19 protein-coding genes, 1 tRNA gene and 1 pseudogene are annotated in these 12,294 nt (G+C 64.0%); 8 read left to right on the forward strand and 13 right to left on the reverse strand.

Annotation, left to right across the window (positions count from 1 at the left end; all coding sequences use genetic code 11):
- Positions 1-32 precede the first annotated feature (32 nt).
- The 13 genes from RCO28_RS12545 to RCO28_RS12605 form a co-directional block, all read right to left on the reverse strand.
- Positions 33-368, reverse strand: a complete 336-nt coding sequence (locus RCO28_RS12545; protein WP_308941129.1) for a hypothetical protein — start codon at positions 366-368, stop codon at positions 33-35.
- Positions 369-382: 14 nt separating this feature from the next.
- Complete coding sequence (locus RCO28_RS12550; protein ID WP_308941130.1) at positions 383-769, reverse strand: hypothetical protein; 387 nt, start codon at positions 767-769, stop codon at positions 383-385.
- Positions 766-1,113 carry a hypothetical protein gene (locus RCO28_RS12555; RefSeq protein ID WP_308941131.1) on the reverse strand — a complete coding sequence of 116 codons (348 nt, stop codon included), beginning with the start codon at positions 1,111-1,113 and terminating at the stop codon, positions 766-768. The genes RCO28_RS12550 and RCO28_RS12555 overlap by 4 nt, the downstream gene beginning before the upstream one ends.
- Positions 1,113-1,439 (reverse strand): hypothetical protein, encoded by a 327-nt coding sequence (locus RCO28_RS12560; RefSeq protein WP_308941132.1) that lies wholly within the window; start codon positions 1,437-1,439, stop codon positions 1,113-1,115. The genes RCO28_RS12555 and RCO28_RS12560 overlap by 1 nt, the downstream gene beginning before the upstream one ends.
- Entirely contained in the window at positions 1,423-1,767 is a 345-nt protein-coding gene (locus tag RCO28_RS12565; protein ID WP_308941133.1) for a hypothetical protein, read from the reverse strand. The genes RCO28_RS12560 and RCO28_RS12565 overlap by 17 nt, the downstream gene beginning before the upstream one ends.
- Positions 1,768-1,783: 16 nt before the next feature.
- On the reverse strand, positions 1,784-2,827 hold the full coding sequence (locus RCO28_RS12570; RefSeq protein WP_308941134.1) for a hypothetical protein: 1,044 nt from the start codon (positions 2,825-2,827) through the stop codon (positions 1,784-1,786).
- 107 nt (positions 2,828-2,934) lie between these two features.
- Complete coding sequence (locus RCO28_RS12575; RefSeq protein ID WP_308941135.1) at positions 2,935-3,477, reverse strand: hypothetical protein; 543 nt, start codon at positions 3,475-3,477, stop codon at positions 2,935-2,937.
- A gap of 74 nt (positions 3,478-3,551) precedes the next feature.
- Complete coding sequence (locus tag RCO28_RS12580) at positions 3,552-5,039, reverse strand: phage portal protein (RefSeq protein ID WP_308941136.1); 1,488 nt, start codon at positions 5,037-5,039, stop codon at positions 3,552-3,554.
- 28 nt (positions 5,040-5,067) lie between these two features.
- Positions 5,068-6,072, reverse strand: a complete 1,005-nt coding sequence (locus tag RCO28_RS12585; RefSeq protein WP_308941137.1) for a hypothetical protein — start codon at positions 6,070-6,072, stop codon at positions 5,068-5,070.
- Positions 5,979-6,593 (reverse strand): hypothetical protein, encoded by a 615-nt coding sequence (locus tag RCO28_RS12590; protein ID WP_308941138.1) that lies wholly within the window; start codon positions 6,591-6,593, stop codon positions 5,979-5,981. The genes RCO28_RS12585 and RCO28_RS12590 overlap by 94 nt, the downstream gene beginning before the upstream one ends.
- Before the next feature lie 104 nt (positions 6,594-6,697).
- Entirely contained in the window at positions 6,698-7,135 is a 438-nt protein-coding gene (locus RCO28_RS12595; RefSeq protein ID WP_308941139.1) for a hypothetical protein, read from the reverse strand.
- A gap of 327 nt (positions 7,136-7,462) precedes the next feature.
- Positions 7,463-7,783 (reverse strand): HNH endonuclease, encoded by a 321-nt coding sequence (locus tag RCO28_RS12600; RefSeq protein WP_308941140.1) that lies wholly within the window; start codon positions 7,781-7,783, stop codon positions 7,463-7,465.
- 20 nt (positions 7,784-7,803) lie between these two features.
- Positions 7,804-7,873: transfer RNA gene (locus RCO28_RS12605), tRNA-Asn, on the reverse strand.
- 459 nt (positions 7,874-8,332) lie between these two features.
- Between RCO28_RS12605 and RCO28_RS12610 the strand changes: the two genes are divergently transcribed.
- The 8 genes and pseudogenes from RCO28_RS12610 to RCO28_RS39330 form a co-directional block, all read left to right on the forward strand.
- A complete protein-coding gene (locus RCO28_RS12610) occupies positions 8,333-8,848 on the forward strand; it encodes a hypothetical protein (protein WP_308941141.1) in 516 nt (171 codons plus the stop codon).
- A gap of 140 nt (positions 8,849-8,988) precedes the next feature.
- Entirely contained in the window at positions 8,989-9,414 is a 426-nt protein-coding gene (locus RCO28_RS12615; protein ID WP_308941142.1) for a hypothetical protein, read from the forward strand.
- On the forward strand, positions 9,411-10,187 hold the full coding sequence (locus RCO28_RS12620; protein WP_308941143.1) for a PD-(D/E)XK nuclease family protein: 777 nt from the start codon (positions 9,411-9,413) through the stop codon (positions 10,185-10,187). Before RCO28_RS12615 ends, RCO28_RS12620 begins: the two co-directional genes overlap by 4 nt.
- A gap of 95 nt (positions 10,188-10,282) precedes the next feature.
- Complete coding sequence (locus tag RCO28_RS12625; protein WP_308941144.1) at positions 10,283-11,104, forward strand: AAA family ATPase; 822 nt, start codon at positions 10,283-10,285, stop codon at positions 11,102-11,104.
- A gap of 66 nt (positions 11,105-11,170) precedes the next feature.
- Complete coding sequence (locus tag RCO28_RS12630; protein ID WP_308941145.1) at positions 11,171-11,512, forward strand: hypothetical protein; 342 nt, start codon at positions 11,171-11,173, stop codon at positions 11,510-11,512.
- Positions 11,509-11,934 (forward strand): endonuclease VII domain-containing protein, encoded by a 426-nt coding sequence (locus tag RCO28_RS12635; protein WP_308941146.1) that lies wholly within the window; start codon positions 11,509-11,511, stop codon positions 11,932-11,934. The genes RCO28_RS12630 and RCO28_RS12635 overlap by 4 nt, the downstream gene beginning before the upstream one ends.
- Entirely contained in the window at positions 11,931-12,074 is a 144-nt protein-coding gene (locus RCO28_RS12640; protein ID WP_308941147.1) for a hypothetical protein, read from the forward strand. Before RCO28_RS12635 ends, RCO28_RS12640 begins: the two co-directional genes overlap by 4 nt.
- 122 nt (positions 12,075-12,196) lie before the next feature.
- A pseudogene (locus tag RCO28_RS39330) lies at positions 12,197-12,292 on the forward strand (hypothetical protein); the annotation flags it as partial.
- Between the last annotated feature and the right edge of the window lie 2 nt (positions 12,293-12,294).

Raw genomic sequence — 12,294 nt, forward strand, 5'->3', positions numbered from 1 at the left:
AAGGGGGCTTTGCAAGGTGTGCTATTCGGTTGTCAGTCCGTCTCCCACGTGATCTCGCTGATCTCAGGGATCTTCGGAGGGACGTAAGGAACCGGGGGCGTGACGACCGGGAGACTCCATTCCGACTCGGCGCCATCGGCCTTTGCGACCTTGGCGCGAACCTGGAAGATGTCGCCCTCGTTGAACGGCTTCCCGTAGGCGTCCTCGGTGAGAGTGAAGTCAGTGGCCGGCCAGTCCTGGCCGGTGTTGATGACCCTCACTCGCTCATCCTCCGGAGTGTCCGGGTGAGCGTTGACGTGCGTGATCTCAAGGACGATCTCGGTGCCGGGAACGCCGACGAAGTTCATCGACTTGAAGTCGAACTTCATGATGCTGGCCATGGCTACTCCTCGATGTAGGAAACGGCGACCTCGCCGCCGTAGCAGTGCTCGCGAGAAGTGCTGTCCGGCAGGTACTTGGGGGAGTCGATGTCCGCAACGTCGAGCACCAGGACGCCGTCCACGTCGGTGCCGGGCAGCTCCTCAAGGAGGACTGCGCGGACCTCGTAGGCGAGGCCGGCGGCCTTCTCTCGGTCGGGGTGGAAGACGGAGTACTCGACATCGGCACGGTCCGCTCGACGGCGGACGATGCGGAAGCCTCCGGAGTGCTCCAGGTACACGGTCACGTCACCGGGATTGCGGCCGACCAGGTCACCGGTCACGGCGCCGGGCGGGAGCTTCAACCGGCCGCGGAGGTAGCTGACCAGGAAAGCGATCGGGTCACGTTTCATTCGACCCTCGCCTTCAGCAGAGCCGCCTTCAGGAAGCGGCGGCCCGGATGGCGTCGGCCCCTGCGGTCCGTCCAGCCGCGCTCCTGGAGCATCGCGTGTCGGACCTTCGGGTTGTCCTCGATGGTGACGTTGCCTCGCCAGCCCCACACATCGGCCTCGACGTGCGCCTCGATGTGCTTCTTGATCTGGTTCCAATTGCCCTTGGTGGCGCTCGCCCGCGGGGCCTCCTTGATGGCGTCCGCGGCGATCTTCGCCGAGTGCATGGCCACCAGGTCCCGAGTGCCGGTCGAGTGGAAGACCACGTACTCCCAGTTCCGGTGCATGACGAGCTTGAACTCAGACATCAGTTGGTCACCCTCCAAGCTCGGATACGGACATGGCGGAGGGAGCTGTAGTTCCAGCGCATCGGCTCGCCGTCGACCTCGAACCAGAGGCCGTCGAACAGGAGCCGGTCCGGGGCATCCACGGGGGTGCCCCACGGCAGGTAGACCAGAAGCCGTTCCTGCGCGGTCTCGCGCTCGGGGCTGCGAGTCTCGAAGGACCGCTCGGGCTGGACGTTGGCAAGGCCGGCCCACACCTTCGTTGCGTTGTCCCAGTCCCGGTGACGGGTGTAGGCGCCCTCCGCTATCGGGGCGCTGTGGATCTCGACAGGATCATTGAAGAACTTCATCCGGCCCCCGGTAGAGGGAGATGGATGCGAGCTTTCGCCGGTAGCGCTTCAGGGAGGCGCGGGCCGCGGGCGAGAGCTGCTGGATCGACGAGGTCGAGCCGAACTGCACCTCGATGTCCCCGACCCGTTCACTGACGATGCCGGGCTGTACTGCCAGCCAGCGGATGACCTCCGAGCACAGCACGGCACGGATGCCGGGTGCGCCCTCGCGGTAGCCGCTGCCGCAGTAGTCCGCGATGAGGGCGGAGGCGTCCTGGATGAACGCCTCCACCCTCGGCTTCTCTGCGTCCTCGAATGTCCTGCCGATCCTGACTTCGATGTCAGTCACGGTCACGGTCATGGGATCAGGCCGCGACCTTCGGCTTGGCGGAGAACACGACGAGCTGTTCGGGGCGGATGACCTTGGCGTCGTAGAACACGCGGCTCTTGACGGCCTGCGTGAACTTGGCCTCCGGCTCGTACTGCTTCATCTCGGCGTGCGGGATGAGCAGGGACACGGCGTTGGTGGAGCCGAGGATCATGTCCAGGCCCGAGGCGTCCGTGTGCGTGTTCTTCACGAACTTCTGCGTCGAGCGGGTGTGGTTGCCGAGCGTGGTCGTGGAGAACACCGGGATGCCGAGGATCTGACCGATCTGGCCGGACGGCATGACTGCGCCGCCGCCCCAGTGCGACTGATCCTTGAACTCCGGGTCGCGCAGGAGCGCGGCCTTCACCTTCGGGGAGATGATCAGGTAGCGGGAATCCGGAGCCTGGTTGATGTCCAGCTCCTGGATCATGTCGACGAGGATGTCGTACACGTTGTCCGTGAGACGGTCGTCGGCGCCGTTCTCGGTGCCACCCTCGAACTTCTTGATCTTGCCGTGGAGGGTGTTCGCGCCAGGGGTCTTACCGGCCTCAACGCCGTTGTAGTCCCGGCCGTCCACGCCGTGGGCGATGGTCTTGGCGATGAGTGAGTCAATGCCGATGGCGGTCTTGCGAGCGCGCTGGGTGACCAGGTTCTCGAAGAGGTTCACGCCGTCCTTGGTCTGCCACTGGTGGACGTTGTCCACCTCGATGTGGAACGAGGAACCCTTGCGGACTCGAACGTCCATGTACTCAAGGCTCGCGTGGTCGGCCTGGCCGGCGATCTCGCCGTACGCGGGCACGGCGCCCTTGTCGGAGACGGTGTCGACGAAGTGCGGCACGTGCAGTACATCGCCCTCACGTCGGAACTCGCCCTCGAAGTTGCGGTTGCAGATCAGCGAGGAACCGAGGACAAGGTTCTCCTCCAGGTCCTGGAGGAGCTGGGCGGTGTACAGCTCGGGGACGAAGACGTTCCCGCTCGCGGCCTGGTAGCCGTCACCGGCAGTGGTGTTGAAGCCGTTGGAGAAAACAGGTGCAGAAGTCATAGGCGGTGCTCCAAGATGCAAGCATCGCGGTACTCAAATCAACTTTTTACTCAAAAAAAGAGGCGTGCGTAACCGCAAAATTGCTGTCGAGACGAAAGGGGGAGAGATCAGACCTCGCCGCGCTGAAGGGCGTCGAACTTGCCCTCCTTCTTCGCGGCAACGATCTGGGCGGGCGACATCCGGGCCATGTCCTCACGCGTGAGCTGCGGGACACCCGTACCGCCCTGTCGGCCGAGACCAAGGCCCTGAGCGAACTCGGGCTTCTCAACCGGCTTCGGAAGCGACGAGACGAACTGGCCGATGGCGTCGCCGTTGACGGCGCCGTCGTCAGTCACGAACGAGCCGACGTTCAGGTACTCCAGGCCAGGCAGGTCGACGCCGGCCTTTGCGGCGTGGGCGCGAAGCTCTGCCTCAGCGAGGCGGGTACCGAACTCGCCGACCACTGCCTTGCGGGCCTCCGCGCGGGCGGCCTCAAGAGCCTTCTCGTGGTCACTGAGCGATGACTGCCGGAAACCGTCCAGCTCGGTGCTGGCCTGCTTGAAGCGGTCCTCGTTCTTCCGGGACAGCGACTTCCACTTCTCGACCTCTGCCTGAAGGGCAGCAACGTCGGGAGTGGACTCGGCGGGCGTCTCGTTCGGAGTCTCAGTCATGTGCAACATCCATTTCGGATAGGGGAAACAAAAAAGGCCCCCGTTTCGGGGACCGTCATGTGAGGTGCGCGGTACTACTTGCCGGCCTTCTCACGGGCCGCGTTACCGCTGTTGCCCTGCGGCGCCTTGCTGGCTGCCTTCTGGGCCTTCTTGTCGCCCCCACCAGGCTTGGCTTCCTGGCCGGGCTGAACCATCGCAGCCTTCTCAGCCTGCGTCTGATACTTGTCGGCCATCTCCATTTCGGTCTTGGCCTCTTCCTCCAACAGGTCCTGGAAGCGCTCGATTTGCTGCGGGGTGTACCCCGCGTCGAGCCAGAGCTGCTGCTTGGGAACGTTGAGCATCTGGAGCTTGAGCAGCGAGTCCATGTGCTGAGCCTCGGTGCGGTTCTCCGGGTCCTTCCACATGACCTCGGCCTCGTACGCCTCGGCCCGCTCCTTGTCCTTGAGGACGAGGAACGCGAGCCTCATGACCCGCTCCCACGCTTCACCGAAGTGCAGCATTCGTTCTCGGGTCTTGGCGATCAGGCCGGCCTCCGCGGAAGTGATGGAGTCTCCGGACGGGACCTGCCCGCCCTTGAGCATGTAGTGGAATGGGATGCGGGAGATCGACGCCATGTGCTGGACGAGCATGTCGACGAGGTCGACGTAGTTGCTCAAGTCCGCGGCGTCGAACTGGCCGAAGGACGCTCCGGGGTCCTCGGCCTGGAGGAGCTTGTCCACTGCGACGCGGAACGGCTCGATGGCCCGGCCCTGCTCGTCCTCCTGGATCTCCAGACCGGTCACGTACCGCTGCGGCCAGGCCGCGTACTCGGACGCAACGAGCGCGTCCGCGGTGACCTTGTTGACCGCGTCCTGGATCGGGATGATTGGCGCCAGGTCCGACATCGGGTCACCGATGAGCCGGGTGCGGTTCTGGAGCGGGACGACCGGTACGACCTTGAGCGGGTTCTTCTCCGTCGTCTCGATCGAGTAACCGGCGAGCGAGGGCCCGCCCGTACAGACCACGTCTTCGAGCCAGAGCGTGCAGTGCTCACGGCCCCAGTCATCGACGAAGAACTTGGCCGCGGCCTCGACTTCGCGTCGGGAGCCGGGCTTGAACTGGACGACCACCGTTTCGGCGGACTCCACCGTGATGACGGGATCACCGTCCTTGTCGGCCCACACGACGACGTACGCAGAGCCCTGCGCCATTGCGTCCAGGTGGCCGGAGGCGGACTCGGCGTCGAGGAAGTTGCGCTGCCAGATACGGCGGGCTTCCTTGTCGGCCTGCGGCTCGTCCGTCATACGGAAGCCGTCGATGGCAAGCCGCTCGTTGACGCTGTCGATCACCAGGCCGCAGAAGTTGTCGTTCCAGTGGTCGAAGACATCAGCGAACTCGGAGCGGTACTTGGACTGGGCGAAGAGCATCTTCTGATGCCGGCCGTCGTAGTACTCGCCGAAGCGGCGGAACTTGCCCTGTTGAGCGGCGAGCTTCCCCTTGAGGTAGTCCATCCACTCGGCGGGACTGGCAGGCGGCGAACCTATGTTGTCGCCGGGTGTCTTCTGCAAAGTGGCAGCGGTCATTCAGGCCCCTTTCTGTGCGGGGCCTTACTCAGAACCCGACAACTCGCCTTCGCTTGATCTGCATTCGTCCGTCAGCAATCGCATCGGCGCGGGCCTCGAAGGCCAAGATCGCGCACACGGCCAGGTCGATCTTTCGTTTCGACCGGGGGGAGTCCTTGCAAATGAGGAGGCCCTGGGGGACCTCCCTGGTCACTGCGTTAAGGCAGTGCCGGGTGATGTCCGGGTTGCCGTCGTGCTTCACGTCGCCGACCGCGACGGCGGAGTGCAGGCGCTCGGTGGCCTCGCACATCCGCATGGGCTTGTTGGTCCAGTACTCGAAGACGTAGTCGTCGCCGTACGTGATGGCCCAACGGCCAATGGCTTCCTGCCAGTACGGCGGGTCTCCGTAGAACCACTCGACCTTGTACATCTCGAAGGCCCGCTTCACCGCGGCCTCGACAGCGAGAACGTCAACTTCCCAGTCGGGCTGCTTCAGGTCGCGGGGGTTCTCCCACAGGCCCAGGAGGAACAGCTTGCCGTCCCGGAGACGGCAACCGACCAGCCCCGTGGCATCTCCGCGGAGGGAGCCGTCGAAGCCGATGGATATTTGGTCACCGGGCTGGATCGGATCGTCCTCGGCGAGACAGGCGTCCCACTCGGCCTTGATCAGCCAACCGTCCGCGTTCTCCTGGATGTTGTTCAAGTAGAAGCGGTACGCGACCGCGGGGGCGGTACGCGGGTCCATGATCGCGGCAACGATGCCGTCCACGTCGACCCAGTGGGAGTCGCCGTAGGCGTCGATGACACCGGCTCGGACCGCGTCCTCGTCCTTGAGGTCGATGTCCCTCTCTGCCTCGCGGCAGTCGTAGAGGATGCCCTTGGCCCCCAGCTCCATCGCGGCCTCGAAGGTCCGCTGAGCAATCGAGTTCTCGTTGGGGTTGAAGGCGTTGGTGGTCTCGATCAGCCGGGAGCCTGCGCCGGCCGTCTTCTGCACGTTGCGGTCGAGGGTTTCCCAGACGTAGACGCCCTGGTTCGACTCGATCCAGTGGTGCACCTCGTCACAAACAACAAAGTGGGCATGGCCCGGCCCCGGCAGGAGAGATCCCACCGGGGCCGGCCAAAGGTTGGCCTCGCCCCCTCAAGCCCTCGGGAGGAGGACGTGACGGGCTCGATGCGGCCGGGCCGCCCATCCTTGAACTGGATGATGCCCTTGCCGATGTCGAGGTTGAATTCCTTCTCGGCCGGAGACTCGGCCAACATGCCGCGGATCATGTCGCGGGTGTTCGCCGTCTGGTCGAGCGAGGTCGCTGCGATCTGGACGAGCGGGAGAGGAACCCTCTTACCGACCGGCATCCCGTTCTCGTCGAAGTGCGAGAACCGAGAGGGGCCGATGAATTCCACAATCGCCAACGTGGCCAACAACGGCGTCTTGCCCCAGCCCTTTGCGCGGCGAAGAGCCGCGGAGCGATAGAGCCACTTTCCCTTGTCGTCGATGGCGTACATCCACAGCACGAAGCGCAACTGCTCGGCGGTGAATCGCCACGGCTGTCCGGCGTTCTCGCCGTCAGGCTGCACGATGTACTTCTGAGCCCAACGGATAATGCCGTAACCGAGACTCCGAGTGGGGTGGGGGACGCCGGAAGGCACGTTTCCCGTAATCGGCATCCCTCACCACCTTTCTACGACTCGGAAAGCATCTTGAACAGCTCCTCGTCCATGCTCGAAGTGCTGGCCTCCTGAGCGGCCTTTTGGGCCTCTTCCTCGGCCTGCTGGTCAAAGTTCATTCGGAGGCGTGCTCGGTCCTCCGTGGTTGCGCCCCACTTACCAACGCGCTGCCGGATTTCTCCGGCCAGCTTCACGTCACCCTGATAAAAGGCATCGACGAGCTTCGTGGTGAGTTCCAGCTCGGCCCAGTCAGTCTCTAGCCAGTGCTCGGTTTGAGGGGCTGATGCCCATGTCTTCCAGAAGCGCTTGGCGCCACCAGTGGAAATGGCCAGGGCCTTTGGAAGAGCCCGGCTCTCGCCGGAGGCGAGGCTCAGGGAATGCTCACCGAGAGCGTGGTCGGTATTGCGCCGTCGAGAGTTCGGGCTCGGTGCCGGCCCGCGTCGAGCTGGCATCGTCACCACCTCGTCAGAAGGCTGGTCTGGACCCCATACAGCTCCCCGAGTTCCTGCATCTCGACCAGTGCGTCTTGCTGCCATGAGCGCTTCTCCGCGGCCTTGCTGGGCCGCGAGGCGACCTTCGCCGGGGGAAAGGCACACGTGCAGTCGTTGCACAGGCCGTCGCAGTCGGGCACGGGGAACCTCCAGAGGGGCTGAGTGAATGAATGATTGGAAGACCGGCCCGTTGTGGGCCGGGTAGGGTCGCGAGCAGCCCGAACCGATATGGCGTGTGACGGCGAGGCCCCGGTGCCCCCCTTCGGGGACGGAGTACCGCCGGGGCCGCTATCGGTCCTCGTAGTACGTCTTCTGCCTGTGGCAGCCACGGCACAGGACCCACAGGTTCGACAGTTCCCAGGTCCCGCCCTTGGCGATGGGGACCAGGTGGTCAACCTCCAGCTCGGTCTTCGAGCCGCAGCGCTGGCAGGTGAAGCGGTCGCGGGCGAGCACCGCGGCTCGCCGCTTGTGGAAGTCGCCGGGCCGGTTCTTGTTCCTGGCGGAGGTCTTCCAGCCCCTCTTGGGAGGGGCATGTTCCTCACAGCGACCAGAGCGAACGGTCACAGAGGTGCAGCCCACTGACATGCAGATCGACTTGGCTCGGGGCATCGTGGCCTCCCTCCGTGACGTGGTGAGTCGGCGGGATTCGAACCCGCTCTGCCCCCTGAACGGGGGAGTGCACTCCGCACACCGCGACTCCAGCGGGTAGCGACCCCGCCTTCACCCGCTCCGGGGATCAACCGGAGCGAACTGAGTGAGTGAGGCCCCGGCCGGTTACTTGTCTGGCGGCCGGGGCCTCGTCCTCCCTGGGCCTCTACAAGGGAGAGCACTCGACCTTGGAGATCAACAGAGAGGAAACTGAGAGATCCTTTGAAGGATCTTCTGAGGATTTATTAACCAATACTTAAGTTGCTAGTTGAAAGACTTTCGTTCGACCTCGCTTCGCTCGGTCTCACTAAGTATGTAGGTGTTACCGGTCGGCCAGATAACGGCCGACTAAGAAACTGAGACCTGGATCACAGGTTGAGTGGAGTACTGGCCCCTCATGTACGACCATGGGGATGGGTTGTGCGACTCAGAGTTGATCTGAGTCCTACTCAGGTAGTATGATCACGAACCAACAACAAGTTGCATTGATCACAGGGAGGGAAGGCAACCATGGCGAAGCTGCCCACAGACGGTGTCCTGAGAAAGCTGTTCCAGCTCGGGCAGACGGACTCCGAGATCGCCGAAGAGTATGACGTGACCGTCGCGGCAGTGAACAAGCGCATGGTCGCCATGGGGCTGCGCAGGAAGCCGATCGCCACCCGTGTGACCGAGGGGATCAACCGCGCCTGGGACCTGAAGTCGGAGGCCGGCACCACGAGCCACCACAACAAGCGACCCATCCAGGGCCTGAAGTACTACCTCCGCCAGCAGCTCGGCGACCAGCTCAGTGCGACGCAGACGAAGCACATGAACCAGCTCCTCAAGCGACTTGAGCGCGACAACGTAATCCTCGACTACGACCGCGACAGCGTGGACGGCTACGTCTTCCGCGAGCGCCAGCCGGAGGACGGGCGCCGCGTCATGCGCTGGCCCGACAGTGCCGAGCTGCCCAGTGAGGAGTTCCGCGCAGCCCTGGAGCTTCCCCAGCCTGAGCAGGGTCAGGGTGATGGGGGCTCCGAGAGCTGATCAGTGAATGATTTGTTCGCGGTAGGACCAAGGTCCCTGTCACCCCAGGACCAACGTCCCGCCTGGAGCCCCCCGGTCGCCTGCCGGGGGGTTTGCTTTTGCCCTAGGGCTCCTGTACTACTGAGAAGCGTCCGGTTGATTTGAGTACCGATCCACCGGGCGGCGCGTTGCAAGGCGAACTTCGCGAGAAATGGAAGAAAGCAAGAATGGCAATAACGCTTCTGCCTTCGGTTATTCCTGCCCGCCGGATCGAAAAGATCCGCGAGCTGGCCAAGGTAGTTGAAGCCTGCACCTTTGCGTCACCGCCGCAAGACCTTCTAATGACCATCGGAGCCAGTCTTTCGCTAATCCTCACCAAGGACGCTGGCTTCTACTTCGACGTTGTATTCACCGACCTCACGACCGAGGAGTGCCTGTATGAGATCGACCAAGCCTTCGAGGCCCGCGGCCTGGCTCGATGGCGGGAAGCCGTAGTCGAACTGGTGTCCGCTTCCCGGCCGCACCCGAGCTTCCCCGGCAGCAGCCGCATCACGTACCTGATCGTCCACCCGGAGGCCCTTGTATGAGCATCGAGACCCAGCCCCGCAGCGTCAGCCAGACCGAGCAGTACGAGAAGTGCGCCTGGCGCTTCTATCTCCAGCGCGTAGAGCGAGTGATCCCCAGGCCGGCCGCCTGGAGCCACCACGGCACGGCCTTCCATGCCGTCGCAGAAGCGTTCGAACTGTCCGGCCGGACCATGGGGGAGGACGAGGCGCTACAGCTCTTCTCCGACCGCTACAGCGCCCTCATCAATAAGGCCCTGGAGAAGGAGGCCGACACGGACAGGTGGCTGGCCGCGGGCTACACGGGCGGCGAGGACATCGAACGCCGCTACGTCCTCGGTCAGAACCAGGTGAGTCACTACGTCACCACCTGGGCCGAGCAGCACCCCACCACGACATGGAGGACGCCGGACGGTACGCCCGGCCTGGAGCTGTACTTCATGGTCGAGCTGGGCGGCGTGAAGGTCCGCGGGTACATCGACCAGCTCGTTGACGACGAAGACGCGGTGCGCCCGCGGGACTGGAAGACCGGCTCAACGAAGTCGAAGTTCCAGCTCCAGACGTACGGCGTCGCGGTGCGCAAGCTGTACGGCGTCGAGGTCAACAAGGCGGACTGGTACCTGGCGAAGGAAGGCCGGCTGTCGCGGCCGGTGAAGCTCGATGAGGTTCGCGAAGAGGACGTGGCCGAACGGTTCGCGGCCATGGATGCGGGCGTGAAGCGTGGCGACTTCCCGGCGAACCCTGGCTACGACTGCCGGTTCTGTGACGTGAGTCATGCCTGTTCATTTAGGCAATAAGTTGATTTGAGTACCGCCAGGCGGTAGAGTCGACAACGTAAGCAGGGGCCCGCAGCGGCGGGCTTGTTCTTAGACCTGAAAGTTGATTTGAGTACATGTACTCCCTGAGTCAGAGCGTGAGGATGAAGGGCGCGGCCGGTGAGCCGCTGCCCTCCCCCTTCAAGGGGCTGACCAAGCTCGAAGCTGAGTTCCGCCGCGGAGAGCTGTCCGTGGTCGCCGCGGCCGGCGGCACCGGCAAGTCCGTCCTCGCCATCAACCTGGCCATCCAGTCCAACGTCCCCACGCTGTACTTCAGCGCCGACTCGACGGCCGCCACGCAGCTCAGCAGGGCCACCGCGATCATCACCGGCCACGACGCCAAGCGCATCAAGTCTCAGCTCCACGCGGACCAGTTCGACGAGTACGAGGAAGTCCTCGCCAAGCGCTGGTGGCAGCGGTTCAACTACAGCGCCCGGCCCACCCCGGCCGAGCTGGAGCTGCACCTCAACGCCTACGAGGCGGTGTTCGGGATCTACCCGCACCTCGTGGTGATCGACAACATCACCAACGTGGACGCCGGGGGCAACGGCACCGCCGAGGAGTTCACCTTCGGCCTCGAAGGGCTCTGTGACTACCTCAACGAAATGGCACGCGAGACCCACGCGCACGTCATGGCGATGCATCACGTCATCGGCGACTACTCGGACGGACTCAAGCCCATTCCGCAGTCCGGCCTCAAGGGCAAGATCTCCCGCGTTCCGTCCCTGATTCTCACCATCCACAAGGAGATTGACGGCATGGACAGCCGCACGCTCAACGTGTCCCCGGTGAAGAACCGTGAAGGGTTCGAGGACAGCAGTGGCGAGACCTTCGCCAGCTTCGACTTCAACACGTCCAATATCCGCCTGGAGGACGTTGAGGAAGAAGTCGTGTTCTAAGTCACGCCTCAAAAGTTGATTTGAGTACCGCACTCACGTAAACTAGAACTAGAAGGGCAAGAGGAAATGACCTCCACCTCCATCAACCGACCCGGCTACAACTACTCCATCGAGATCACCGACCTTCTTGCCGAGCAGTTCCCCGAGTTGAACGCCAAGACCCTCAAGAAGCTCGACCAGGCCGCCACTCCCATCATCGAGTTCGCGCCCGGCCGGACCATCTCCTTCCGCCGCCTCTCCCGCGACCTCCGCGGCCACAAGGGCAAGGCCGTCACCGTCTACCCCCGCAAGAACGGCAAGCGGTGGGTCGAGCTGGTCGACGCAGCGGACATCGCCGCCCTCGCCCGAACCCTGGACGACGTGGTCGAGGACGCCCGCGTCCGCAAGGCGGTGAAGGGCAAGGGATGACCCAGCCCAGGAAGGGATTCCGGACCTGCGCGAAGTGCGAACGCAACCGTGCGGAGAAGTTCTTCACCTCCTCCCGCGGCCGGGTCTGCGCCTCCTGCCGGAGGAAAACCCGCAGCAAGGCCAGCCACTCGGCCAGGGTCCAGTCCACCTACGGACTCGGCCCCGGCGAATACGACGAGCTGTTCCGCCTCCAAGGCGGCAAGTGCGCCATCTGCGGCGGCACCCGGAAACAACGACTGTCCGTCGACCACTGCCACAAGACCAACCTCGTGCGCGGCCTGCTCTGCCGGATGTGCAACGGCCGACTCCTCACCGCGGCCAGAGACCGCCCCGAAGTCCTTCGGGCCGCGGCCCACTACCTCGAAAACCCCCCAGCGCAGCACCACTTGGGCCTGCGCTACTACCAAGGCAAGGACTCATGAGCGAAGAGCGGACCACCCAAGCCCTGTCGAGCTACCGCGAGTGGCTGGGCAACCGGCGCTACCTGGAGAGCGCCTACCGCCGCTACGACTTCCCTGTTCATGTCCGAAAAGTTGATTCGAGTACCGCCAATTCGAAGTGAGGTCTCCCGTGGGCGACCCGGCTACCAAGCCGTCCATCGTCTCCGTCCTGACCCACTACTTCCCCGAGTGGACCGCGCCCGCCAAGCGGGCCGGGTGGGTCAAGTGCCTGTGCCCCTTCCACGTGGAGGACAGGCCATCGGCATCCATCAACTTCGAGAGGGACCGGGTGAACTGCTTCGCCTGTGACCTGTCCCTCGACTCCATCGACGTCATCCAGCG

It is taken from the genome of Streptomyces sp. LHD-70 (assembly GCF_031157275.1).
GTDB lineage: Bacteria > Actinomycetota > Actinomycetes > Streptomycetales > Streptomycetaceae > Streptomyces.

What these genes read in the sequence shown, in the direction of transcription:
- RCO28_RS12545 (WP_308941129.1), bottom strand. Translation starts at nt 368, where the DNA reads ATGAAGTTCGACTTCAAGTCGATGAACTTCGTCGGCGTTCCCGGCACC.
- RCO28_RS12550 (WP_308941130.1), bottom strand. Translation starts at nt 769, where the DNA reads ATGAAACGTGACCCGATCGCTTTCCTGGTCAGCTACCTCCGCGGCCGG.
- RCO28_RS12555 (WP_308941131.1), bottom strand. Translation starts at nt 1,113, where the DNA reads ATGTCTGAGTTCAAGCTCGTCATGCACCGGAACTGGGAGTACGTGGTC.
- RCO28_RS12560 (WP_308941132.1), bottom strand. Translation starts at nt 1,439, where the DNA reads ATGAAGTTCTTCAATGATCCTGTCGAGATCCACAGCGCCCCGATAGCG.
- RCO28_RS12570 (WP_308941134.1), bottom strand. Translation starts at nt 2,827, where the DNA reads ATGACTTCTGCACCTGTTTTCTCCAACGGCTTCAACACCACTGCCGGT.
- RCO28_RS12575 (WP_308941135.1), bottom strand. Translation starts at nt 3,477, where the DNA reads ATGACTGAGACTCCGAACGAGACGCCCGCCGAGTCCACTCCCGACGTT.
- RCO28_RS12580 (WP_308941136.1), bottom strand. Translation starts at nt 5,039, where the DNA reads ATGACCGCTGCCACTTTGCAGAAGACACCCGGCGACAACATAGGTTCG.
- RCO28_RS12595 (WP_308941139.1), bottom strand. Translation starts at nt 7,135, where the DNA reads ATGCCAGCTCGACGCGGGCCGGCACCGAGCCCGAACTCTCGACGGCGC.
- RCO28_RS12600 (WP_308941140.1), bottom strand. Translation starts at nt 7,783, where the DNA reads ATGCCCCGAGCCAAGTCGATCTGCATGTCAGTGGGCTGCACCTCTGTG.
- RCO28_RS12610 (WP_308941141.1), top strand. Translation starts at nt 8,333, where the DNA reads ATGGCGAAGCTGCCCACAGACGGTGTCCTGAGAAAGCTGTTCCAGCTC.
- RCO28_RS12620 (WP_308941143.1), top strand. Translation starts at nt 9,411, where the DNA reads ATGAGCATCGAGACCCAGCCCCGCAGCGTCAGCCAGACCGAGCAGTAC.
- RCO28_RS12625 (WP_308941144.1), top strand. Translation starts at nt 10,283, where the DNA reads ATGTACTCCCTGAGTCAGAGCGTGAGGATGAAGGGCGCGGCCGGTGAG.
- RCO28_RS12630 (WP_308941145.1), top strand. Translation starts at nt 11,171, where the DNA reads ATGACCTCCACCTCCATCAACCGACCCGGCTACAACTACTCCATCGAG.
- RCO28_RS12635 (WP_308941146.1), top strand. Translation starts at nt 11,509, where the DNA reads ATGACCCAGCCCAGGAAGGGATTCCGGACCTGCGCGAAGTGCGAACGC.
- RCO28_RS12640 (WP_308941147.1), top strand. Translation starts at nt 11,931, where the DNA reads ATGAGCGAAGAGCGGACCACCCAAGCCCTGTCGAGCTACCGCGAGTGG.